Source organism: Extensimonas vulgaris, from assembly GCF_003337425.1.
GTDB classification, from domain to species: Bacteria; Pseudomonadota; Gammaproteobacteria; order Burkholderiales; family Burkholderiaceae_C; genus Extensimonas; species Extensimonas vulgaris.
The window spans coordinates 545,148-566,408 of the sequence record NZ_QPJU01000002.1; the positions used below are offsets into that span (position 1 = coordinate 545,148).

Here is a 21,261-nt window from a genome sequence, read left to right on the forward strand (position 1 = left end):
TCACCCTCAGCGCTGGCGGCTCTTGAGCGCGCGCTCGACTTCGCGCTTGCCCTCGCGCTCCTTGATGGTGTCGCGCTTGTCGTGTTCGGCCTTGCCCTTGGCGAGCGCGATCTCGCACTTCACGCGGCCGTTCTTCCAGTGCAGGTTCAGCGGCACCAGCGTGTAGCCTTTTTGCTCGACCTTGCCGATCAGGCGCTTGATTTCGTCTTTGTGCAGCAGCAATTTTTTGGTGCGCGCGGCGTCGGGGCGCACGTGCGTCGAAGCGGTTCTGAGCGGGTTGATTTGGCAGCCGATCAAAAACAGCTCGCCACCCTGGATCAGCACGTAGCCGTCAGTGAGCTGCACCTTGCCCTCGCGCAGCGCCTTGACCTCCCAGCCGTGCAGCACCATGCCGGCTTCGTAGCGCTCTTCGAAAAAGTAATTGTAAGCCGCTTTTTTGTTTTCGGCAATGCGGGATGGGAGTTCGGATTTTTTCGCCATGGGGTCGTAGATGCGGTGCGCGGCGGGGGAATAAAGGGGCTGCCTACAATCCCGGACGTGTGCAAACGCGTGGCGCGGGCCCGCGATTGTAAGAGTCCGCCCCCGACCGCCTTGCCTCCTTTTGCCTTGTCTGCATGAAAACCGTCCACAAGTCCGTCCTCATCTGGTACAGCCCGCAGGAGATGTTCGACCTCGTCACGCAGGTCGAGCATTACCCCGAGTTTCTGCCCTGGTGCGACCACGCCGCCGTGCTCGAGCGCACGCCCACGGGCATGGTGGCCGAGGTGGGCATGGTGCTCGGCGGCATCCGCCAGACCTTCGTCACGCGCAACACGCACGAGCCGGGCCGGCGCGTGCACATGCAGCTCGTCAAAGGGCCTTTTTCACAGCTCGAAGGCGAGTGGCAGTTCCACCCCGTGGGCGACGGCACGCAGCGCGCGTGCCGCGTGGAGCTGCGGCTGCACTACGGCTTTTCCAGCAGGGCGCTCGCGGCGCTGGTGGGCCCGGTGTTCGACCGCATCGCCAACAGCCTCGTCGATGCGTTCGTGCAACGCGCACAGAAAGTCTATGGCTGACGCGATCGATGCCCCTACTCTTATCCCGGTGACCGTGGCGGTGTGCCTCGCACCGCGCCGGGTGCGCGAGCTGGAGCTGCAACTGCCCGCGGGCGCCACGGTGGCCGATGCGCTGCGTGCATGCGGCGTCGATGGCGCGCAGCCGACCGGCGCAGCGCCCGCTGCACAAGCCCTGGATTGCGGCATCTGGGGGCGCAAAGTGGCGCTCACGCAGCCCCTTGCACCCTTCGACCGGGTGGAGGTCTATCGGCCACTGCAGGTCGATCCCAAACGCGCGCGGCGTGAACGCTTCGAGCGCCAGGGCAAGCGCGGCAGTGGCTTGTTTGCCAAGCGCACGGCCAAGACGGCCGAGGACTGATCGTCAGGCTCCTGCCGCGCCCCGCCAGCGAAGGCGCACGACTTCAGGGCGCGCACTCGGTCGCGATGATGCCTTCGAGGCGCTTGGTTTCGGCCGCGCGGCCGGCTTCGTCGAGAAACACGCGCTCGCCCTGCGCGTTGGTGGTGGCGATGAGGCGGCCGGAGTCGTAGGCGGCCTTGGCCTGGCGCGCACGGGCGCAGTTGTCGGCCTTGATCTTGGCGATTTTCTCGGCCTCGGCCTTCTTTTTGGCGGCTTCTGCAGCTTCGGCCTGGGCCTTCTTTTCTTCGAGCTCTTTGTCCTTGCCGGCACCTGCGGCAGTGCTGGCCGCCGCGGCCGGGGCAGAGGCGGCATCCGTTACGGGCACCGGGTGGAAGCTGCGCTGGCTGCTGTTGCCCCCGGGCTGCTTGAGGATGTTTTTGTCCGGCACGTCCACGGGCGGCGGGCGGTCGCTGAAGACCTTGCGGCCGTCTTTGTCTATCCATTGCCACTGGGCTGCAGCGCCGAGCGAGAAGGTGCAGGCCAGGGTGAACAAAAGCAGCGGGGACTTTTTCATGGAAGGCGAGTGTAGGACAGATCGCGCCGGGTGCGGCCGCGCGGGTGGCCGTGGATACAATTCGTTTTTTGGAGCTTTCACATGCGCCTACTCGGAAAAGCGCTCACGTTCGACGACGTATTGCTGGTGCCAGCCTACTCGCAGGTTTTGCCCAAAGACACATCCCTCGCGACCCAGCTTTCGCGCAACATCCGGCTGAACCTGCCGCTCGTCTCCGCCGCCATGGACACCGTGACCGAAGCGCGTCTGGCGATCGCCATCGCGCAGGAGGGCGGCATCGGCATCGTGCACAAAAACCTCACGCCGCAGGAGCAGGCGGCGCAGGTGGCCAAGGTCAAGCGCTATGAATCGGGCGTGCTGCGCGACCCGGTGGTCATCACGCCCGAGCACACCGTGCTGCAGGTGCTGCAGCTGTCCGAGGAGCTTGGCATTTCCGGCTTTCCAGTATGCGATGGCGGCAAGGTGGTGGGCATCGTCACGGGGCGCGACCTGCGCTTCGAGACGCGCTACGACGTCAAGGTGCGCGAGATCATGACGCCGCGCGAAAAGCTCATCACCGTGAATGAAAAAGACGCCACCACGCCCGAGCAGGCCAAGGCTTTGCTGCACCAGCACAAGCTCGAACGCCTGCTGGTGGTCAACGACGCCTTCGAGCTCAAGGGGCTGATCACGGTCAAGGACATCACCAAGCAGACGAGCTTTCCGAACGCCGCGCGCGACGAGTCCGGGCGCCTGCGCGTGGGCGCGGCCGTGGGCGTGGGCGAGGGCACCGAAGAGCGCGTCGAAGCGCTGGTGCGCGCGGGCGTCGATGCCATCGTGGTCGATACCGCGCACGGCCACAGCAAGGGCGTGATCGAGCGCGTGCGCTGGGTCAAGCAGCACTACCCGCAGGTCGAGGTGATCGGCGGCAACATCGCCACCGGCGCCGCCGCACTTGCGCTGGTCGAGGCCGGCGCGGACGCCGTCAAGGTCGGCATAGGCCCGGGCTCGATCTGTACCACGCGCATCGTGGCCGGCGTCGGCGTGCCGCAGATCATGGCCATCGACAGCGTGGCCACGGCGCTCAAGGGCACGGGCGTGCCGCTGATCGCCGACGGCGGCATCCGCTACAGCGGCGACGTGGCCAAGGCCCTGGCCGCGGGCGCGGCCACGGTGATGATGGGCGGCGTGTTTGCGGGCACCGAGGAGGCGCCCGGCGAGGTCATCCTCTACCAGGGCCGCAGCTACAAGAGCTACCGCGGCATGGGCAGCCTTGGTGCGATGCAGCAGGGCAGCGCCGACCGCTATTTTCAAGAGAGCAGCACCGGCAATCCCAATGCGGACAAACTCGTTCCAGAGGGTATAGAAGGGCGGGTGCCGTACAAAGGCTCGGTGGTGTCCATCATCTTCCAGATGGCGGGTGGCGTGCGCGCGGCGATGGGCTATTGCGGCTGCGCGACCATCCAGGAAATGAACGAAAAAGCCCAGTTCGTCGAGATCACCGCAGCCGGCATACGCGAGAGCCACGTGCACGACGTGCAGATCACCAAAGAGGCGCCGAACTACCGCGCCGACTGACAGGCAGTACCGTCACAGGCCCGAACCCACCGCACGCGGCGTTCGGGCTTTTCGTTTTTTCTCCGGCCACCCACCATGCAACACGACAAAATCCTCATCCTCGACTTCGGCTCCCAGTTCACGCAGCTCATCGCGCGGCGTGTGCGCGAAGCGCATGTGTATTGCGAAGTGCATCCTTGCGACGTGAGCGACGACTGGGTGCGCGCCTACGCGGCCGACGGGCACCTCAAGGGCATCATCCTCTCGGGCAGCCACGCCAGCGTCTATGAGGTCGATGACCGCGCCCCCGACGCCGTGTTCACGCTCGGCGTGCCCGTGCTGGGCATCTGCTACGGCATGCAGACCATGGCGCAGCAGCTCGGCGGCAAGGTCGAGGGCAGCGCCACGCGCGAATTCGGCTACGCCGAGGTGCGCGCGCACGGCCACACCGCCCTGCTCAAGGGCATCGCGGATTTCACCACGCCCGAGGGCCACGGCATGCTCAAGGTGTGGATGAGCCACGGCGACAAGGTCACCGCGCTGCCGCCGGGCTTCAAAGTCATGGCCAGCACGCCGAGCTGCCCGATCGCCGGCATGGCCGACGAAGCGCGGCGCTTTTATGGCGTGCAGTTCCACCCCGAGGTCACGCACACGGTGCAGGGCCGCGCGATCCTCGAGCGCTTCGTGCTCGAAATCTGCGGCGCCCAGCCCGACTGGATCATGCAAAACCACATCGAGGAGGCGGTGCAAAACATCCGCGCGCAAGTCGGTGACGAGGAGGTGATACTGGGCCTGTCGGGCGGCGTCGATTCGAGCGTGGCCGCGGCGCTGATCCACCGCGCCATCGGCGAGCAGCTGACCTGCGTGTTCGTCGATCACGGCCTGCTGCGCCTGCACGAGGGCGACATGGTCATGGAGATGTTCGCCGGCAAGCTGCACGCCAAGGTGGTGCGCGTGGACGCGAGCGAACTCTTTTTGCGCGAGCTCGCGGGCGTCAGCGACCCCGAGCAAAAGCGCAAGATCATCGGCCGCCTGTTCGTCGATGTGTTCAAGGCCGAAGCCGAAAAGCTCAAGGCCGCGCGCCCGGGCAGCAAAGGCGCGCAGTGGCTCGCGCAGGGCACGATCTACCCCGACGTGATCGAATCGGGCGGCGCCAAGAGCAAAAAAGCCGTCACCATCAAAAGCCACCACAACGTCGGCGGCCTGCCCGAGCAGCTGGGCCTCAAGCTCCTGGAGCCGCTGCGCGACCTGTTCAAGGACGAGGTGCGCGAGCTCGGCGTGGCGCTGGGCCTGCCGCACGACATGGTGTACCGCCACCCCTTTCCCGGCCCGGGCCTGGGCGTGCGCATTCTGGGCGAGGTCAAGAAGGAGTACGCCGAACTGCTGCGCCGCGCCGATGCGATCTTCATCGAGGAACTGCGCTCGACCATCGAACCCCATTCCGGCAAGAGCTGGTACGACTTGACCAGCCAGGCGTTCGCCGTGTTCCTGCCCGTCAAAAGCGTGGGCGTGATGGGCGACGCCCGCACCTACGACTGGGTGGTGGCCCTGCGCGCCGTGCAGACCAGCGACTTCATGACCGCCGACTGGGCTGAACTGCCCTATGCACTGCTCAAAAAAGTGAGCAGCCGCATCATCAACGAAGTGCGCGGTATCAACCGCGTCACTTACGACGTGAGCTCCAAGCCGCCCGCGACGATCGAGTGGGAGTGAATTTACGTCCTTCAGGGACTATCGCCAGCCATCCGAAAACCCGTCGTAACGTGTTGATTTAGAAGGAAATACGTCGCGGCAGCTATCGGTGGCTATCGCCGACCAGCAAAAACGGTTGACGGTAGAGCTGACGGTAAGAACTGAGGCCGAATTAAGACACTCTCGTTCACTATTCAGACTTTTACCGTCTTTGACGGTAAAAGCCTTCTCGGGAAAGCTTATTGCATGCGGCTTTCCGGGCATCAGTGGGTCTCCTGGTCCTTGACGGTAAAAGCCGTCGCAAAACAGGAGGTAAACCTCGATGCTGACCGACACAGCACTGCGCAATCTGAAGCCTAAGTCATTGACTTATAAGGTTTCTGACCGGGACGGGATGTACGTGACGGTATCGCCCGCAAATACCGTCACCTTCCGCTACGACTACCGTCTCAACGGCCGCCGCGAGACCTTGACCATCGGCCGCTACGGTGCAGGCGGCATTTCGCTGGCAATGGCGCGTGAACTGCTTCTGGAGGCGCGCAAGGCCGTTCTCCAGGGCATATCGCCCGCGCTGGAGAAGCAACGCGACAAGCGCCGGGTTCGCGCCATCAAGACCTTCGGCGCGGCGATGGAGACGTATCTTGCCCACACGAGATGGGCCGACAGCACCCGCGCCGTGCGCAAGCACATCATCGACCGGGACATCCTGCCGGTTTTCCAGAATAGGCTGCTGACCGAGATCCAGGCCGAAGACCTTCGGATTCTGTGCAACAAGGTCAAGGAGCGCGGGGCACCAGCCACCGCGGTGCAGATCCGGGACATCGTGAAGCAGGTCTACGTCTACGCCATCGCCCACGGTGAGAAGGTGGTCAACCCCGCCGACAGCGTGGGGCCGTCCTCGATCGCCACCTTCGTGCCGAAGGATCGTGCCCTCTCGCCGCTGGAAATCCGTTTGATGGTGCAGCAGTTGGAGACGGTGGCGACCTATCCGACCATCAAGCTGGCGCTGCGCCTGATCCTGCTGACGCTGGTGCGCAAGAGCGAACTGATCCAGGCCACTTGGGATGAAGTCGATTTCGAGCGCAAGACCTGGACGATTCCGAAGCAGCGGATGAAGGGTCGCAATCCGCACGTGGTCTATCTGTCGCGCCAGGCGCTCGACATCTTCGTGACGCTGCACGCCTGTGCGGCTGGCTCAAAGTTCGTTTTCCCTTCTCGCTACGATGCAGAGCGGTGCATGTCCAATGCGACCTTGAATCGCATCACGATGCTGGTGGCAGAAGGTGCCAAGGCCAAAGATCTGCCGCTACAGCCGTTCACCGTCCACGATCTGCGCCGCACCGGCTCGACGCTGCTGAACGAAATCGGCTTCAACCGCGACTGGATTGAGAAGTGCCTGGCGCACGAGGAGGGGCGTTCCTCGCGTTCGGTCTACAACAAGGCCGAATACGCCGAGCAGCGGCGCCACATGCTGCAAGAGTGGGCCAACCTGGTCGATGCCTGGGGTGGCGGACAGACTTACGTGCCGAAGCTGATGCCGGAGAACGTGGTCGTGCCGGCGTTGAGCGCGATCGCGTAGGAGGGCCGCATCATGGGTTGCCTTGAATCGGTCTTTGCCGGGTTGTGCCAGGTTTGTTATTTCGAGGAAGCGATCACTTTGAGTGATCGAAAACGAGGAAATCTGAACTTCTCGCTGGTCGGCGATATGTGGCCTGATCTTGTCCTGGCAAGGTTGTCACTTGACAACCTTGCCGGCCATCCTCATACTGAAGGTCACTGATGGCTCGTTCCCCTCATCCAAAGAAAGAGGTCGAGGAAGCTCTCAGGCACGCCGAAGGGCAGGGCTGGCGCGTCGAAGTCGGTGGTAGCCATGCCTGGGGGCGGATTTACTGCCCGTACAACGATGAGGAATGCCGCTGCGGCGAGTTCTGCATCACCAGCGTGTGGAGCACGCCGAAGAACCCCGGCAACCACGCTCGCGCCTTGCGGCGCGTCGTGGACAACTGCACCACGCACCGCAAGCAGCACGAGGCTGACGACGGTTCCAAGGAGTAGCGCGATGGAATACACCTTCACCCTGAAATACCAGCTTGCCGACGACGACCGCGACACGGAGGCGTTGGTGGAGCGCCTGGGCGAAGCCGGCTGCGACGATGCCTTGGTCGGCATCGGGCAGCCGGGGCGCCTGGCGCTGGAGTTCACGCGCGAGGCGGCGGATGCGGATGACGCGGTGCGTAGTGCGCTGGCCGATGTGCGCCGTGCCGCGCCGTCGGCCAAGCTGATCGAGGTGGCGCCGGATTTGGTCGGCCTGACCGATGTGGCCGACATCGTGGGCGTGTCGCGGCAGAACATGCGCAAGTTGATGCTGGCCCATCCGGGCAGCTTCCCGGCGCCGGTGCATGAGGGCAGTGCGTCGATCTGGCATCTGGCGGACGTGCTGGCTTGGTTGCAGGCCAAGGGCAGTTATGCGCTGGCCAAGGACGTGCTGGAGGTGGCGCGAGTGGCTTTGCAGGTCAACGTGGCGAAGGAGGGGCGGCGGCTGCCGCGCTCGGCGTCAAAGGAACTGCAAGCCCTGGTCGGATGAGGAACGTCGCCGGCCTCATTTCTCGCTCGAACCCGCCCGGACAGGGCGGGTTTTTCGTAGGTGGACATCCGGCTTTGAGGTGCCGCCGCGAGGCGCTTGCTTTCGTTCTTCGACCCACGCTTCTACTTCGGCCAAGTCCCACACCACGCAGCGCGGCGTCAGATTGAATCGGCGTGGAAACTCGCCGCGGCGCTCCATTTCGTAGATCGTCGTTTCGGCCAAGGGGACTATCTGCCGCAGTTCCTGGCGGCGAATGGTGCGTCGGAAGGGGAGGGCGCTGCGCTTCGGAAATTGCGGCAGTGCCTCGTAGGCCTCCGTTCCCGGCAAGGGGAGAGACCGGCCGATGTCGTTGTCGATGCCGGCCGCGTTGGTCGTTTGCGATAGATGTTCCACCTCGGACTCCATGAGCACGCTGCATGGAGACATGGTGAAGTTCCGCAGCTATCGGGACAACTTGCTAGGGCGAACTGGGGAACACTCAAGCGGATGTAGAGTTCGCGCGGAGCGTTTCGTCTCCAGCTATCCGAGCAATGCTCGTAGGTTGTCACGAATAAGGCTGGCCATGTCGTTTGCAGGTAGCCGATGTAAACAGCCCAGTTCCTCGACGACGCTTACTACATCCGTCGGCTGCGAGGGCCTGTCGCCAGTGCGAGTGAAGGGACCATCGGTTTCCGTCAGCATCCGATCCAAGGGGATAGCCTGCACCATCGGTGCGTGCCTCTCATTGCCCAGCATTGCCGCGTTGATCGAGAAGTAGCAGCCCAATTCCAACGCACGCTTCGCCTCGCTCTTTGTTCCCGTGAACCAGTGGAGAACGATTTTCCCGCGCTCGGGCGGTAGATGTGCTTCGACAAGATCGAGTACCGCCTTGGCCGACCTGATGCTGTGAACCGTAATGATCTTGTCACCGGCCTGCGCGCAACGCTGCAACACGTGTTGGAACACACGCTTCTGCGCATCGAGCGATTTGAAGAACCGGGGGCCGGCGTCCAACCCGACTTCGCCGACATAGCGCGTCTCCGCAAGGTGTTGATCCCATAGCTCGATCTCGTTCTCGCGTTCTGCGACCAACTGCGGATGCAGTCCCAGAGCCGCTCGAACATGCTTTGTGCGCTGCGCGAGTTCGTGATTGCGAGGCCAGGCGCGAGGTGTCGTCGTCACCGCCAGCGTGAACACGCCAGAGGCCTCCGCGTCCTGGACTGCCGCAGCATGGTTCGGGTAGAGATCAAGATGGCAGTGGAAGTCCACGAGGCCTGCTGTGGCGATCATGTACTCACCCTCGTCAACTCGGTCTCGCTTCGGCACCGTCGATGAGCCGTGCAACCTCATCGAGGCCGCGCCGGTAGACATCGGCGAGTTGGTCTAGGTGTGCGGCTTCGTCGACAAGCGAGCCGGGCTTGTGGATTAAGAGGTTCGCAAGCTGCGGCTTACCTTTCAAGCGCTCGATCGCGTACTGAAACGACCGAACCTGTACCCCGGTGGCTTGGCGCGTGTCCAACGGCTGCGCATGAAGGTCTGGAACGGTATACGTCGTCGGGTCGTTCCCGGCCCCCCATGCTGCCGTCAAGGCTGCGCGACGGATCAGACATGGCAGGCAATAGCCACATTGCTCAATACCATGTCCTAGCCATCGGGCCTTGGCGGGGGACGAGCACGACAACGAATCCGTCGCCAGCTTCTTCAAGAGGTCCGGGTTGCGACAGGCTGCGGCCATTTCTCCCTTCGTCTTGTCCCAGTACGGATTCCGAATCTCGCCATCTATGTCGAGTGCGATGAGCAGGTCGTTCCACCTCGCCATGTAATACGGGTGTGTGGTGCGGGTGCTGTTTGATCCCAACCGCAGGGGGTCCAAAGGCACATTCAGCGCGATCAGTCCGTTCTCGGGAACACGCAGGACAAAACGGCGCCCAAGCCCTGTGCCCGCGAACACCCCGAGCGCGAAGAACAGGAATGACCTGCCGCGCGTGCTGTCCTCCGAACCAACGTCTGCCACGAGGCCTTTCTTGAAGGTCATGCCGACCCGCAAACGCTCGAAAGATGACTGGATGTAATACTTCTTCAAACCTGCAAACAGCTTGCCTTGAGCATCGCTCGTCGCCCCTTCCCCGAAGTGGCTCACCAGCAATGGCGTCGCGCCATCCTCCAGTAGGTCGATGGCACCAATAAGGCTGTCCAGTCCTCCTGAGAATAGGCTGACGGAATCAAAGGGAGGCGCGATCAGACTTGGAGGAGCCACTTGGGTGATCGTCGTGAACCGATCTGGACGTGCCCTGAAGCCGATCGTCCAGCGATCTCCCGTCAAGAAGTCCAGAGACCTCTTGAGCGTCGGCGCTGCTGCTCCCCAGCGAGTCGGATCGCTGACCGGCACGACCAGCCGTATCTCGCGCGTCCACGAATCCTGCGACTGCTCGGTGCGAGAGATGCGTGTGTCGGCTGCATGGACATGGGCGGCCAGTACCAGCAGGTCGATGCCGATTTCCGAAGGAAATACGCCGATCTTCTTCAGACTCGTCAGCGCGCCACTGATACCGTGATCCAAGGATTTCTCGCCGGCGACGAGTTGCAGGTAGGTCGTCTGTTCATCAGCGCCCGCCGTCACATCTAAGCGGTCATCCGGGCCAAAACGACCCACCAGGAGTTGTCGCTTCATTGATTGGCCTCCGCCTCGCCGAGGGTCTGCAAGATCGCAAATGCGGACTCATACACCGCGTCCACGAAGCCTTGAACCCGCTCGGGGGTGAGATTGGGTGTCTCCGCCCGTGCTCGCGTGAGCGCATCGCTCACTCCACCTCGGATGAAGTCGCGCAACTGCTGCTCGACCCGATGTGCTGCCTGTGCATCTGTCGGCATGGTCACGGCCTTGGTGCCGATGTCATTGCAGATGCGCGCCTCGATGGCATGGGTGGCATATAGCTCGAAAACCGTCTGCATCTGATCCGGGGTGAATGTGGCCAAGTCGGTGAGACCCTCGCTCGCCAATTCAACAATGGTTTCGATGTAAGCCTCGCGGGCGATGCCTTCATCGACCGTTCCCGCGCCTGGGCAGATGTAGTCGGCCAAGCCGACGAAAATCTCAGTGATCGGGCGACCTGCCAACGATTCTAGATCCAGGGCACGCAACGCTTCGCGCACACCCCGCGTTTGCGCATCGGCCAAGAAGCCGAGGAGCCGCGCGCCGGCACCCCGAGAGGCGCCCATGCGCTGGGCAGCCTGGCGTGAACCCCCGGCGGACGTTGAGATGTACCTTGAGACCGCACGGCCCAGGTTGGCTCGATCGCTGCCACCAGAGCCAGCGAATCGCGTGAAGCTGTTGCGAGCGCCAGAGAAGCGCTGCGGGTCCGCTGTCCTGGGAATAGGTGGGCGGTTTGGCGGCACCGGCGGTGCGGCGCCGTCCGCGGGCGGCTGGCCATCCGGTCCTGCACCATTTCCCGGAGCAGCAGGGGCGCCACCGCCATCGATGTCACCCAGCCATGATGGAACAAGTGGTGTCCCGCCACCTGGCCCGCCGTAAGCTGTCGAGGTTCCCATTAGCGGCCTCCCTTCAGATCTTTGAGCGCCGCTTCGGCGCTGGCCTTGAGACCGGGGTTGTTGGTGACTTTGCTCCAGTCTCCCAGCAGCTTCGTCAGGCGAGTGGCGCATTCGGTGTCTTTGATGACGCCTTGCCAGCCGCTGACAACCCAAGGCCCGCATTTGCTACTTGGCAACACCTCCAGGAAATCCAGCAACCGGCTCTGGAGGCTGGGCTGCGCCCTCACGAGGACGGCGAGACCATCGACGCCCGCCGGTTTGGTGTCGAAAACACCCGTGCCCATGATCTTGCTGCGCATGGCCTCGAACACTTTCTCGGCTTCAGGCTGCACGAGTTGCTTCAACTCGACTTCGTAGCCTTGGACGGTCATCTTGCCGCCGAACAGCTTCTCGACCACACCAGCCAAGTGACCCAACACCGACACCGGGCCGAAGTAGTCCTTCTTGTCCTTTGTCACGAATAAGTAGGGGCGCAGATCGAGTCCAGATAGCTTCGGCAAGAGGCGCGCCCAGTCGCACACCGTCTCCGACGATTTCCATTCGATCAATACAGCGTTATCGGGTGCAGGTGTGGGCTCTGCGGATTTCTGACCTTTTGACTCGCCATCTTTAGCGTCAATCGCCGCAAGGTTCTTCTCCAATGCTTCGAGGTCTTCGCACAGTCCTTGCGGATGGATCGCTGCAACGAACGCGATCTGCTCGAACAACCGTGGGATGAAGCGTTCCGCGAGCATGAGCTTTGCGAGCACGGGTAGCTTGATGTCGTCGCCGAAACCGCGCGCGGTCGCAGTGCGTTCGCGCAGCAACAGCGTATTGAGAAAGCGCTTGATCTGGCGCGGGTTGCCCTTTGTGCCGCTCGCCAGAATGGGACCGATCTGGTCGCTGAGCGCAAGAGCGTTGTTCGCCTTCTCGGCCTGCTTGCCGAGCGCCGTCTTGATCGTCGCGGCATCCAGACCGCCGCTGGTCCAAGGCCGTTTCAGCTTCTCCCGCGCCACGGCGATCAGCTTCCCGTAGTCCGCGTCGTCCTCGCCGACTTCGGCGCCGGCCAGCAACAACGCCACGTAGATTCGCGTCTCGGCTTCTCCCAGGGCCGGGATGCGAAACGGAACCTGGATGAGCTTTTCGAGGTAGTTGCGGGCGTAGTCTCGCGGCCCGGTGCTGTCAGGCAGGTCGGGAAAGTGCTTACGCACCGCATATTCGATCATTGCCTCGTCTGCCGCAACGACGAACGCTGTCTGCGCAGTGAAAACAAACAACCGGATCGCTTCGAGTGTTTCAATGGCTGTGTCAGGCAGGCAGCGGTCAAGATCGTCGATCAGGACAACGAGCTGCTTGATGCCAGCATCTTTCAGAAGCTGGTCGAACGCCTTGCGGAAAGCCTCCACTTCCTCTGGCACGTTCTTGGACTCGCCCGGCTTGAGCACGGCCTTCGCCTGGTCGATGGCCGCCGAAATGTTTTCCTTCGTTACGAGCTTGGCAGGGTCTGTCACCAGCGCTTCGAGCGAGCCGACAATGGCTCCGATTTGCTCCGGTGTCGGAATGCCAGTGAATGCGGTCAGGGCCAAGCCGCCGGATCGCTTGGCGACCTTCAGCCAGTCGATGCGACGGAAGACGTCCTTGATGGCTACTGCCGCTTTTTTCAGCGCCGGACGTTTCTCGATCAAGCCTGTGACGATCCCCTCGATCAAGGCGATCTTCGCGTCCTCGAAGCCCTGGAAACGCCATCCATTGAACTTGAGGCACAGAACATCGTCCTGGTCTGCGAAGCCGGCCTCGATCATTTCGAGCACGCTGGATTTCCCCGCCCCCCAGTCGCCATGCACTCCGATCGTCACTGGGTGGTCGGGCTTCGCACGAAGCAGCCCGATAATCGTGGTGGCAATGGCTTCGTTATTCAGCAGATCAACTTTGGTTTCGTTATCGGTCAGGATCACTTGTCTCCTCCCTCTCTATTAGGAGTGGGGCAGGGCTGCACCTGCCTCTTTGAGGGCTAATAGTCGCCTCTTCAGTGGTGCCGCATCGCCGGGATGAAATCTTTCCAGATGCAGAACTTGTCCCATTGCCTGGGCGTATGGGCCACGCTCAAACGAAAGCGCCTCGCCTTGCGCGATGCGTCGTTCAACGGCATGGACGACTGCACGAATCTTGTTGCGCGTGGCTTTGTCCAAGCCAGGCTTGTTGTTCACTGCGAGCTTCGTGACGGCCATGCGGCTGCCCGATGTGGCAATTTCATGCTTGGCTCGTTTGGCCTTATAGCCATGCTTGAGCAGCATGCCGTACACCTGCCGCACTACGTTCGTTTTTGCCTCGTTGGTCAGGAACGTTTTAGACGACACGGCGATGTCATCGACATAGCGAGAGTAGACAAGACCTTGGGCTGCGAACTTGCCGAACAACTCGGGCTCATCCCACCAGAACACGAGGTTGGCAAGGAATGAACTGGTTATCGCCCCTTGGGGCAGTTCGCCATGCCGGGTCGTCAGTTGTGTCAGGCATCGCGCCACGTCCTCGCTGAAGCCGAAGAAGCCGCGCCAGATGCTGAACACGCGGTCTGCCGACGTGGAAGGGAAAAAACCGCTGATGTCCTCGTTGATGACGATCCGTGCGCGGGCATGGAGCGAGGCGTTGACCTTGTAATCGCAGCCTTTGATACTCCCCGTCAAATAGGCCGGGTAGTTCACGTGGTCGAGGATCTGACTCTTGATCCTTCGATGAACTTCCTTCAATGGCTCCCGTGCATCGTAAGTATTACGGATGCTGCCGTCCGGTTTGGTGATGGACTTTGCGACTCGGTAAAGGTCGTTAGCACGCTCGGCCAATGTCGGGAGGTCGCCGACAGGCATTCCCAGCGCAACATGCAGGGCTTGCAGCGTGCCGATGCGGCGCTGGCTATAGGAGGGGGCGTTGGTCGCTGACTGGCTCATTGAGCAGTTCCAGTGCCGTGCGCGCAAGGTCTCCTTGCAGCGACTTGTCGATGCCCGTCAGATCATCCCCTTCAGCGCCGAGAAAAAAGATGATGCCCACGGGCATATGCAACGCATGGGCGATTTTGGTCATGGTGGAAAGCGTCGGATCACGCTTATTGTTTTCCAGCATGGAAAGATAGGAAACCGAGCATTCAGCCTGTCGCGCCAGATCAGCCTGGGAGATGCCCCGCCGAGTGCGGCATAGCTTGATGGCTTGTCCAACGTTCATGATCGACTCCGGTAATCAAATATTGGGCTTGCTGCGTCTTGGCCCACTTCCATCACTTCATCCAGTCAGTGAGATTGCTCACTGCGCGGATGACGATGTCAGTGATGCGCAGAGTCCGATCCAGGAGTTTCCCGTGATCGTGCTCCCGCTTCTCAGAGCTTTCAGACATATCGCGCAGTTGCCACAACACGTCATCCAGTTCAGCCAGAGCGCCAGCATCGAGTTGGCTGTAATGTGCATCGCGCAGCTTTTGGAGCGTTGCGATGCTGTTCTTCAAAGTTTCAAATTTCATGGATTGCTCCTTCTAAACCCGGCACAACGCCGAAGCCCCGTAACAAGGCGATTGGCCGAAAGGAGCCAACTCGATGCGCAAGCCCAACACCAGTCGTCGCGGTGATGAAGCCCCGTCCGAGCGTCTATCCGATTGCGCTTTGTGATTAGCAGATTGCATCTGGCTAACCGTGGTGCGCGGGACGATGCGAGGGCGAACCTTCGCGGCGGACCGATCGTTACCGGCCTGCCTCACCTCAAAATCTCCAACACTGGATGAAGGAGCGGCCTGAATCACTTCAGGCAATACACTGACCTTTCGCTTTTACGGTAAGAGCAACACTTCAAAGAACGTGTACCTAGGCGATTCGCCTAGCCGAGGGCATTACAGCACAAGTCTGCGCGTAATGTCAATAGAATTTCACTGATGGTGAATTTATAGGTGTAGTAGTGGCGTCTCCGGCCAAGAAGCATGGCCGGTCGCGCTGTCGTGCTGCGCATCGAGCCGCCTGCGGCGTCTCGCCCCATCGGGCTTCCATCGTTCCCTCGCTCCGCTCGGCTGACGCCTCCGGCCCGACTTCATTCGGGCCTGCGCGCTCCGCTTGCCGAAAACCGGGGAGCGTGGAGGCGCGAGGGATGCGGTCTTGCTTTTCCCTTCATCGTGCCACGGCGTGCTCGCCGTCAAGGGCGGCGCGCCGATGGCGCTTGCGGCCTGCGGCCGTCGCTGTCCCCTGACTGCTTGCGCTGCGCCGTGCCTCGGACGGGTCGGGCAATTCCGCCCGGCAACCTTTCAGGAGTTCACCATGATCAACGCACTCATCACTGACGAACAGCGCATCGTGCTGCTGGCCAACGGCCGCGAATCTCTCCAGAACCCGGACTTCGATCCGGCGCCCGTGGTCAAGTTGTTCACGCCGGACGCCGGCGCGACCTGGCTGCTGACCGAGATTGATCCCGATGACCACGATCACGCCTTTGGTCTTTGCGACCTGGGGCTGGGTGAGCCGGAAGTTGGCTGGGTCAGCCTGGGCGAACTGGCGACGGTGCGCGGCGGGCTGGGCCTGCCGATCGAGCGCGACCTGTCGTTCCGCGCCGAGAAGCGATTGAGCGCCTACGCGCGCGATGCGCGGCTAGCCGGGCGGGTCATCGTCTGACCCGGCCTTGGGGCGTCGCGGGACGCCCCCTCGCATCGCGCCCATGTGGCGCGATGCCTGCACGCCTTCGGCTTGCACTCCAGGGGAAAGCCCTGCGGGCTATCCCCGCCGCGCAGGCTTGGCGCCCCTGAACACCGCCGACCCGGCTGCGCCGGATCGGCTAGACCGCATTCGCAGCAGATCCACGATGCCTTGCGTGGATTCGTCCTGATCTTGCATTGAAGGCTGGGCGTCCCCGGCCACCTGGGAGATGGCCGGTCGCGCTGTCGTGCTGCGCATCGAACCCCCTGCGGGGTTTCGCCCCTGTCGGGTTTCCATCGTTCCCTCGCTCCGCTCGGCTGACGCCTCCGGCCCGGCTTCCAGATCCGGGCCTGCGCGCTTCGCTTGCCGTGCGGTCGGCGTGTGGAGGGGCCGTTGCCTTGTCCAGCCGTCTTCCCTGACCTCATCACCTTGTCCGCGACTGTAGCCCGCGCCCGTGCGCCGTCAAGGCGCGCAGGGCCGTGTCCTCGGCTGCGCCTGCGGGCCGCACCAACCCTGCGCTTGTTTCCTTGACGGCCCCCGTCCACGGGCTCCCTTTCGTCGCGGGCGATGAACTCAGGAAAGACGGTGGCAACAGGGCCAACCGGGTTCCTCGTGCCGACCGCACCGAACAGCCGAAAGGCTGGGCTCCGAATCTAGGAATCCGGTGTGCGGTGTGAACAGCAAACCTCTTTTTGTCAGGAGAAAGACCATGCAACTCGCATCCCGTTTCGCTTCCCGTTCCCCCTCGCTGCGCAGCGATTACCCGCTGTCCGATGACCAGATTCACCGCGTAGCCCCGTCCATCTTTGCGGACGCTCCGCATGAAAGCCGTTCCGAGCGGTACGCCTATATCCCCACGGCTGCCGTACTGACCGAACTTCGCAAGGAGGGGTTTCAGCCCTTCATGGTGACGCAGACCCGCGTGCGCGATGAAGGCAAGCGCGACCACACGAAACACATGCTGCGCCTGCGCCACGCCAGCCAGATCAACGGTGCGGAGGCTAACGAAATCGTGCTGCTGAACTCGCACGACGGCACCAGCAGCTATCAGATGCTGGCCGGAATGTTCCGCTTCGTTTGCAGCAATGGCCTTGTCTGCGGCGACACCGTGGCCGATGTGCGCGTGCCCCACAAAGGCGATGTTTCCGGGCATGTCATCGAAGGCGCTTACGAAGTCTTGCGCGGCTTCGACCGAGTGAAGGAGTCCCGCGATGCCATGCGTGCGATCACGCTGGACGAAGGTGAAGCCGAAGTGTTCGCCCGTTCCGCGCTGGCGCTCAAGTACGACCCTACCGACAGCAAGCCCGCGCCCATCACCGAATCGCAAATCCTGATGCCGCGCCGGTTCGACGACCGCCGCCCCGACCTGTGGAGCGTGTTCAACCGCACGCAGGAGAACCTGACCAAGGGTGGATTGCATGGCCGCAGCGCCAATGGACGCCGCCAGCAGACCCGACCCGTACAGGGCATTGATTCCGATGTGCGCCTGAATCGCGCCCTCTGGATGCTGGCCGATGGCCTGCGCCAGTTGAAAGCCTGAATCCCCACGCGGCAGGGGCAGGCAGCAGCCCTTGCCGCTTTCTTCGCTGCTGCATTTCCTAACCGCAAGGAGTTATCACCATGAACGCCATCACCCAAACCGAAGCCCGCGCCATCCAAGCCCCTGCGCTGGAAGCCGCCGACCCGACCAAGAATCTGATTCTGGTTCCGCTGTCGCGGCTGGTGCTGCGCCCCACGGGCCGCAACGTGCGCAAGACCCCGCGCATGTCCATCCCCGAACTAGGGCTACGCTGAACAAGCCGTCGTGATTTGCCGTGCGGCACTGGATGATGCAGTTTTTCGGATGTTTTGGCCTCTCGCACCGCCCATTTGGGCAGTTCGCGGGGCCTTCAGGCCCGATTCCCGCCCTTACGGGCGCACCTGTCCACGCAGATGTCCCCGGCACAGGTAGATGTTTGCCAGTGCCAATGCGGTGAACGCACGCGTGGCGTTCTTCTGCAGGCCTCGGTATCGCACCTTGGTAAATCCCCACAGCCGCTTGACCACGGCAAAGACGTGTTCGACCCGAGCACGCACACGCGACTTGTTGCGGTTCTTGGCCCGCTGCACTTCGTCCACCTCTCCAGCGCAGCGCGTGCGCTGGTTGGTGAAGTCTTTGGCTCTGGGCGCTTTGCTTGATATCAGCGCCTTCTGGCTGGCATAGGCCGAGTCGCCATAGACCCGCTGCTCGTTGCCGTGCAGTAAATCAGGCAGTGGGTGTTTGTCGTGAACGTTGGCTGCGGTGACCACCGCGCTGTGGCTCAGCCCCGTCTGACTGTCCACACCGATGTGCAGCTTCATACCGAAATACCACTGCTGGCCCTTGCGGGTCTGGTGCATCTCGGGGTCTCTGGCCTTGTCGGCGTTCTTGGTGGAGCTGGGCGCGCCGATGATGGTGGCGTCCACGATGGTGCCGGTGTTGACTTTGATGCCGCGCGCCTGCAGTTCCATGCCCACGCGTGCGAACAGGGCTTCGCCCAACTTGTTGTCGTTGAGCAGGCGGCGGAACCTGAGCATGGTGGTGGCGTCGGGCACGGGCTCGCAACCCAGGTCGATGCCAACGAAGCGGCGCAAGCTGGCACTGTCGTACAGGGCTTCCTCGCAGGCCAAGTCGGCGAGGTTGAACCAGTGCTGGATGAAGTGGATGCGCAACATGCGCTCCAGACCGATGGGTGGACGCCCATTGCCTGCCTTGGGGTAGTGCGGTGCGATTTCATCGCACAGCGCAGCCCACGGCACCAGCGCATCCATGGTCTTGAGAAATTCGCCGCGCCGGGTGGGTTTGCGATGCTGTTCAAAGCCCGACTGCGCGTCGGCCGCCATGGCAAGGGTCTGCTGCTTCATGGCCCCGTAATTTACCCAGACGCCCAGTCCAGCAGGGACTTTTTCAGCATTGCCCTAGCCGCGAGCATCCAGCGTGTCGGCCTGCTGCAAAACCTGATCGTGATTGCATCCGCCGATGGCGAGCATTACGAAGTCGTGGCCGGTGGCCGTCGCCTCGTGGCCCTCAAGCTGCTGGCGAAAAAGCACCGTATCAGCAAGGAATGGGAGGTGCCTTGCCTGCTGGTGGCCGATGGCACGGCCCGCACTGCCAGCCTCACCGAGAACGTGCAGCGCGAAGCCATGCACCCGGCAGACCAGTTTGAAGCCTTCGCGGCACTGGTGGCCGAAGGCCGGCCCATCGAGGACATTGCGGCGGATTTCAGCGTCACGCCGCTGGTGGTGCAGCGCCGCTTGAAGCTGGCGAATGTCTCCCCGCGCTTGATGGCCGACTATCGCGCCGATGCTGTCACGCTCGATCAGTTGATGGCCCTGTCCATCACGGACGACCACGCCGCGCAGGAAAGCGCGTTCTACGATGCGCCAACGTGGCAGCGTCACCCGTCCAACCTGCGCGAACGCCTCACCGAGCGTGAGATTGACGCCTACCGGCATCCGCTGGTGCGCTTCGTCGGGCTGGACACCTACGAAGCCGCAGGCGGCGGCATCCGCCGTGACCTGTTCGCGGAAGATGATGCGGGCGTGTATCTGACCGATGCCGCGCTGCTGGAACGGCTGGCGCAAGACAAGCTGGCAGGCATCGCTGCCACTGTCCGCGCCGAGGGTTGGGCGTGGGTGGATGCCACGCCGGGCATGACCCATGCCGACCTGCACGCTTTTCAGCGTGCGCCGAGGGAGCGGCGCGAGCCGAACAAGCGCGAAGCGGCACGCATCGAGAAGTTGCAAACAAAGATGCACGAACTGGCCGAAGCCGTGGATGCCGCACTGGACGCCGACGACGAGGAAAAGGCCGACGCCTTGCAGGAGGAAGGTGAAACCCTGGGCGAGCAGTTGCAGGCGCTGGAAGATGGCTTGCAGGGCTACGGCGCGAATGTGAAGGCCGCAGCCGGTGCCATCGTCACCATCGACCGCAACGGCGAGGCCGTCATTCATCGCGGCCTGCTGCGCGAAGCCGAGGCCAAGGCACTTCGCACGCTGGAACGGCTGCGCCAAGGGTTCGGCAGCGAAGGCGAATCCGCGAATGACGACGAAGGCGAGGACGGAGACGACGACAGGCAGCCCAAGACCGCCGCCATGTCCGACCGGCTGGCGCAGCGCCTGAGCGCGCACCGCACCGCCGCGCTGCAAATCGAAGTCGCCCGGCATCCGCAAGCTGCGCTGGCCGCTGTGGTGCATGGCATGGTGCAGACCGTCTTGCAGGACAGCCGCTACGGCCGCAGCCGTGATTCTCTGCCGCTGGGCGTGGGCCTCAAACTGCAAGACCGGCTGGAAGGCATGGCCCCGGACTGGCCCGAATCACCCGCCGCCGTGGCGCTGCGCGAACTGCAACAGGTGGCGGGTGAAGCCTTGCCGGAGGACAGCGCCGAACTGTTCGCCGCGCTGCTGGCGAAGCCGCAAGACGAACTGGTGCGGTTGCTGGCCGTGTGCGTGGCTTCCACGGTGGACGTGGTGACGCCTCGCACCACGCCGCACCAGCCCGGCGAGGAACTGGCGCAGGCCGTGGGCCTCGATATGGGCGCATGGTGGAAGCCGACCGCAGAAGGCTACTTCAAGCACGTTTCCAAGGCCGTGATTCTGGATGCCGTGGGCGCGTTTGCACCGGAATCCGTCACCCGGCTGGCGAAGTTGAAGAAGGCCGACATTGCCAATGAAGCCGAACGGCTGGCCGATGGCACGGGCTGGATGCCCGCCATCTTCAAGACCGCAGGCTCGCAGGATGCCGCGCAGGAGGCAGGCCCGGAGCAGGACGCCCCGGAGGATGCCGAAGCAATGGCGGATGAACCTGCCGAGGCGCTGGCCGCTTGACCCGCGCCGAAGGCGAGCGCCCCGGCCTCGACCGGGGCGCTTTGCTGGAAGGAGAAGCCCCCATGACCCGCACCACCACCAGCCGCCCGCGCATGGCGGCGATCTACGCGCCCGGCACGGTACGCGCCCGGCGCTGGCACGGCGCAGGCGACGTGCGCGGCTACCGCCCGCCCTCGGGCTGGACGGCCTGCGCCGACCTCACCGACATTCATCCCATCACGGGCCGCGCCTTGCCGCGTGCCGTGTGGTGGCTCATCGAGACGAAGGAATAACCGCGTTCAGCACCGCGCCCAGGCCGTGCCGTCCTGGGCGCGGTGAAACGCAAAATCCGGGCGCGGCGGCGGCCGCGCCCGGTGTTCAAGGCCAGCAGCCTAGTTTGACTGTGTCATAAATTACTCCTCGCCCGCCCGCAGCATGGGCAGCGAGGCAGGATGCGGGCAATTCGTTGTGCCAGCATCTGCCGCAGCGTG

The 21,261-nt window shown here is 63.2% G+C and carries 23 protein-coding genes; 12 read left to right on the plus strand and 11 right to left on the minus strand.

What is annotated here, in order from left to right:
- Window positions 1–6: 6 nt before the first annotated feature.
- Entirely contained in the window at window positions 7–480 is a 474-nt protein-coding gene (gene smpB / locus DFR45_RS05440) for an SsrA-binding protein SmpB (RefSeq protein ID WP_114482651.1), read from the minus strand.
- A gap of 134 nt (window positions 481–614) precedes the next feature.
- Between smpB and DFR45_RS05445 the strand changes: the two genes are divergently transcribed.
- Together DFR45_RS05445 and DFR45_RS05450 are read left to right on the plus strand one after the other, a co-directional pair.
- Window positions 615–1,055: a type II toxin-antitoxin system RatA family toxin gene (locus tag DFR45_RS05445; protein ID WP_114482652.1), complete on the plus strand. Its 441-nt coding sequence runs from the start codon at window positions 615–617 to the stop codon at window positions 1,053–1,055.
- The gene (locus DFR45_RS05450; protein ID WP_114482653.1) at window positions 1,048–1,413 is read left to right on the plus strand and encodes an RnfH family protein; all 366 of its coding nucleotides are present in this window, start codon (window positions 1,048–1,050) and stop codon (window positions 1,411–1,413) included. Before DFR45_RS05445 ends, DFR45_RS05450 begins: the two co-directional genes overlap by 8 nt.
- Before the next feature lie 43 nt (window positions 1,414–1,456).
- Here DFR45_RS05450 and DFR45_RS05455 read toward each other — a convergent pair whose 3' ends face one another.
- Window positions 1,457–1,966 carry a DUF4124 domain-containing protein gene (locus DFR45_RS05455; protein WP_114482654.1) on the minus strand — a complete coding sequence of 170 codons (510 nt, stop codon included), beginning with the start codon at window positions 1,964–1,966 and terminating at the stop codon, window positions 1,457–1,459.
- 81 nt (window positions 1,967–2,047) lie between these two features.
- On the opposite strand from DFR45_RS05455, the gene guaB reads away from it, so the two are divergent.
- The 5 genes from guaB (at window position 2,048) to DFR45_RS05480 (ending at window position 7,778) form a co-directional block, all read left to right on the plus strand.
- The gene (gene guaB, locus DFR45_RS05460) at window positions 2,048–3,523 is read left to right on the plus strand and encodes an IMP dehydrogenase (protein WP_114482655.1); all 1,476 of its coding nucleotides are present in this window, start codon (window positions 2,048–2,050) and stop codon (window positions 3,521–3,523) included.
- A 75-nt stretch (window positions 3,524–3,598) separates the two neighbouring features.
- Window positions 3,599–5,215 (plus strand): glutamine-hydrolyzing GMP synthase, encoded by a 1,617-nt coding sequence (gene guaA, locus DFR45_RS05465; protein ID WP_114482656.1) that lies wholly within the window; start codon window positions 3,599–3,601, stop codon window positions 5,213–5,215.
- Between the two features lie 301 nt (window positions 5,216–5,516).
- The gene (locus tag DFR45_RS05470; protein ID WP_011516213.1) at window positions 5,517–6,773 is read left to right on the plus strand and encodes a tyrosine-type recombinase/integrase; all 1,257 of its coding nucleotides are present in this window, start codon (window positions 5,517–5,519) and stop codon (window positions 6,771–6,773) included.
- A gap of 200 nt (window positions 6,774–6,973) precedes the next feature.
- Window positions 6,974–7,249 (plus strand): hypothetical protein, encoded by a 276-nt coding sequence (locus DFR45_RS05475; protein WP_011516214.1) that lies wholly within the window; start codon window positions 6,974–6,976, stop codon window positions 7,247–7,249.
- 4 nt (window positions 7,250–7,253) lie between these two features.
- Complete coding sequence (locus DFR45_RS05480) at window positions 7,254–7,778, plus strand: helix-turn-helix transcriptional regulator (protein ID WP_011516215.1); 525 nt, start codon at window positions 7,254–7,256, stop codon at window positions 7,776–7,778.
- A 15-nt stretch (window positions 7,779–7,793) separates the two neighbouring features.
- On the opposite strand, the gene DFR45_RS05485 is transcribed toward DFR45_RS05480, so the two are convergent.
- The 8 genes from DFR45_RS05485 to DFR45_RS05520 all read right to left on the minus strand — a co-directional run bounded on the left by DFR45_RS05485 (window position 7,794) and on the right by DFR45_RS05520 (window position 14,793).
- Window positions 7,794–8,183 carry a helix-turn-helix transcriptional regulator gene (locus tag DFR45_RS05485; protein ID WP_029310272.1) on the minus strand — a complete coding sequence of 130 codons (390 nt, stop codon included), beginning with the start codon at window positions 8,181–8,183 and terminating at the stop codon, window positions 7,794–7,796.
- 114 nt (window positions 8,184–8,297) lie between these two features.
- Complete coding sequence (qatD, locus tag DFR45_RS05490) at window positions 8,298–9,047, minus strand: Qat anti-phage system TatD family nuclease QatD (RefSeq protein ID WP_011516217.1); 750 nt, start codon at window positions 9,045–9,047, stop codon at window positions 8,298–8,300.
- Window positions 9,048–9,060: 13 nt separating this feature from the next.
- Window positions 9,061–10,428, minus strand: coding sequence for a Qat anti-phage system QueC-like protein QatC (gene qatC, locus DFR45_RS05495; RefSeq protein ID WP_011516218.1), 1,368 nt, complete (start codon window positions 10,426–10,428; stop codon window positions 9,061–9,063).
- Window positions 10,425–11,417, minus strand: coding sequence for a Qat anti-phage system associated protein QatB (gene qatB, locus DFR45_RS14790; RefSeq protein WP_322790411.1), 993 nt, complete (start codon window positions 11,415–11,417; stop codon window positions 10,425–10,427). The genes qatC and qatB overlap by 4 nt, the downstream gene beginning before the upstream one ends.
- Window positions 11,306–13,240, minus strand: coding sequence for a Qat anti-phage system ATPase QatA (gene qatA / locus DFR45_RS05505; protein WP_114482657.1), 1,935 nt, complete (start codon window positions 13,238–13,240; stop codon window positions 11,306–11,308). Before qatA ends, qatB begins: the two co-directional genes overlap by 112 nt.
- Window positions 13,241–13,258: 18 nt before the next feature.
- Entirely contained in the window at window positions 13,259–14,230 is a 972-nt protein-coding gene (locus tag DFR45_RS05510) for a reverse transcriptase family protein (RefSeq protein ID WP_011516221.1), read from the minus strand.
- The gene (locus DFR45_RS05515) at window positions 14,196–14,501 is read right to left on the minus strand and encodes a helix-turn-helix transcriptional regulator (protein ID WP_114482658.1); all 306 of its coding nucleotides are present in this window, start codon (window positions 14,499–14,501) and stop codon (window positions 14,196–14,198) included. The genes DFR45_RS05510 and DFR45_RS05515 overlap by 35 nt, the downstream gene beginning before the upstream one ends.
- A gap of 52 nt (window positions 14,502–14,553) precedes the next feature.
- The gene (locus DFR45_RS05520) at window positions 14,554–14,793 is read right to left on the minus strand and encodes a hypothetical protein (protein ID WP_011516223.1); all 240 of its coding nucleotides are present in this window, start codon (window positions 14,791–14,793) and stop codon (window positions 14,554–14,556) included.
- A gap of 781 nt (window positions 14,794–15,574) precedes the next feature.
- On the opposite strand from DFR45_RS05520, the gene DFR45_RS05525 reads away from it, so the two are divergent.
- The 3 genes from DFR45_RS05525 (at window position 15,575) to DFR45_RS14485 (ending at window position 17,740) form a co-directional block, all read left to right on the plus strand.
- Window positions 15,575–15,925: a DUF2958 domain-containing protein gene (locus tag DFR45_RS05525; RefSeq protein ID WP_011516224.1), complete on the plus strand. Its 351-nt coding sequence runs from the start codon at window positions 15,575–15,577 to the stop codon at window positions 15,923–15,925.
- Between the two features lie 730 nt (window positions 15,926–16,655).
- On the plus strand, window positions 16,656–17,486 hold the full coding sequence (locus DFR45_RS05535; protein WP_114482660.1) for a DUF932 domain-containing protein: 831 nt from the start codon (window positions 16,656–16,658) through the stop codon (window positions 17,484–17,486).
- An 80-nt stretch (window positions 17,487–17,566) separates the two neighbouring features.
- On the plus strand, window positions 17,567–17,740 hold the full coding sequence (locus DFR45_RS14485; protein ID WP_158636978.1) for a hypothetical protein: 174 nt from the start codon (window positions 17,567–17,569) through the stop codon (window positions 17,738–17,740).
- 114 nt (window positions 17,741–17,854) lie between these two features.
- Here DFR45_RS14485 and DFR45_RS05540 read toward each other — a convergent pair whose 3' ends face one another.
- A complete protein-coding gene (locus tag DFR45_RS05540; RefSeq protein WP_114482723.1) occupies window positions 17,855–18,829 on the minus strand; it encodes an IS5 family transposase in 975 nt (324 codons plus the stop codon).
- Here DFR45_RS05540 and DFR45_RS05545 point away from each other — a divergent pair.
- The gene (locus DFR45_RS05545; protein WP_241659349.1) at window positions 18,773–20,791 is read left to right on the plus strand and encodes a ParB/RepB/Spo0J family partition protein; all 2,019 of its coding nucleotides are present in this window, start codon (window positions 18,773–18,775) and stop codon (window positions 20,789–20,791) included. The two genes, DFR45_RS05540 and DFR45_RS05545, sit on opposite strands and share 57 nt — an antisense overlap.
- 62 nt (window positions 20,792–20,853) lie before the next feature.
- Window positions 20,854–21,063, plus strand: a complete 210-nt coding sequence (locus tag DFR45_RS05550) for a hypothetical protein (RefSeq protein ID WP_114482724.1) — start codon at window positions 20,854–20,856, stop codon at window positions 21,061–21,063.
- Window positions 21,064–21,261: the final 198 nt, after the last annotated feature.

Coding starts and splice junctions, on each gene's coding strand:
- smpB (WP_114482651.1), bottom strand. CDS start 480: ATGGCGAAAAAATCCGAACTCCCATCCCGCATTGCCGAAAACAAAAAA.
- DFR45_RS05445 (WP_114482652.1), top strand. CDS start 615: ATGAAAACCGTCCACAAGTCCGTCCTCATCTGGTACAGCCCGCAGGAG.
- DFR45_RS05450 (WP_114482653.1), top strand. CDS start 1,048: ATGGCTGACGCGATCGATGCCCCTACTCTTATCCCGGTGACCGTGGCG.
- DFR45_RS05455 (WP_114482654.1), bottom strand. CDS start 1,966: ATGAAAAAGTCCCCGCTGCTTTTGTTCACCCTGGCCTGCACCTTCTCG.
- guaB (WP_114482655.1), top strand. CDS start 2,048: ATGCGCCTACTCGGAAAAGCGCTCACGTTCGACGACGTATTGCTGGTG.
- guaA (WP_114482656.1), top strand. CDS start 3,599: ATGCAACACGACAAAATCCTCATCCTCGACTTCGGCTCCCAGTTCACG.
- DFR45_RS05470 (WP_011516213.1), top strand. CDS start 5,517: ATGCTGACCGACACAGCACTGCGCAATCTGAAGCCTAAGTCATTGACT.
- DFR45_RS05475 (WP_011516214.1), top strand. CDS start 6,974: ATGGCTCGTTCCCCTCATCCAAAGAAAGAGGTCGAGGAAGCTCTCAGG.
- DFR45_RS05480 (WP_011516215.1), top strand. CDS start 7,254: ATGGAATACACCTTCACCCTGAAATACCAGCTTGCCGACGACGACCGC.
- DFR45_RS05485 (WP_029310272.1), bottom strand. CDS start 8,183: ATGGAGTCCGAGGTGGAACATCTATCGCAAACGACCAACGCGGCCGGC.
- qatD (WP_011516217.1), bottom strand. CDS start 9,047: ATGATCGCCACAGCAGGCCTCGTGGACTTCCACTGCCATCTTGATCTC.
- qatC (WP_011516218.1), bottom strand. CDS start 10,428: ATGAAGCGACAACTCCTGGTGGGTCGTTTTGGCCCGGATGACCGCTTA.
- qatB (WP_322790411.1), bottom strand. CDS start 11,417: ATGCGCCACTCGCCTGACGAAGCTGCTGGGAGACTGGAGCAAAGTCAC.
- DFR45_RS05510 (WP_011516221.1), bottom strand. CDS start 14,230: ATGAGCCAGTCAGCGACCAACGCCCCCTCCTATAGCCAGCGCCGCATC.
- DFR45_RS05515 (WP_114482658.1), bottom strand. CDS start 14,501: ATGAACGTTGGACAAGCCATCAAGCTATGCCGCACTCGGCGGGGCATC.
- DFR45_RS05520 (WP_011516223.1), bottom strand. CDS start 14,793: ATGAAATTTGAAACTTTGAAGAACAGCATCGCAACGCTCCAAAAGCTG.
- DFR45_RS05525 (WP_011516224.1), top strand. CDS start 15,575: ATGATCAACGCACTCATCACTGACGAACAGCGCATCGTGCTGCTGGCC.
- DFR45_RS05535 (WP_114482660.1), top strand. CDS start 16,656: ATGCAACTCGCATCCCGTTTCGCTTCCCGTTCCCCCTCGCTGCGCAGC.
- DFR45_RS14485 (WP_158636978.1), top strand. CDS start 17,567: ATGAACGCCATCACCCAAACCGAAGCCCGCGCCATCCAAGCCCCTGCG.
- DFR45_RS05545 (WP_241659349.1), top strand. CDS start 18,773: ATGCTGTTCAAAGCCCGACTGCGCGTCGGCCGCCATGGCAAGGGTCTG.
- DFR45_RS05540 (WP_114482723.1), bottom strand. CDS start 18,829: ATGAAGCAGCAGACCCTTGCCATGGCGGCCGACGCGCAGTCGGGCTTT.
- DFR45_RS05550 (WP_114482724.1), top strand. CDS start 20,854: ATGACCCGCACCACCACCAGCCGCCCGCGCATGGCGGCGATCTACGCG.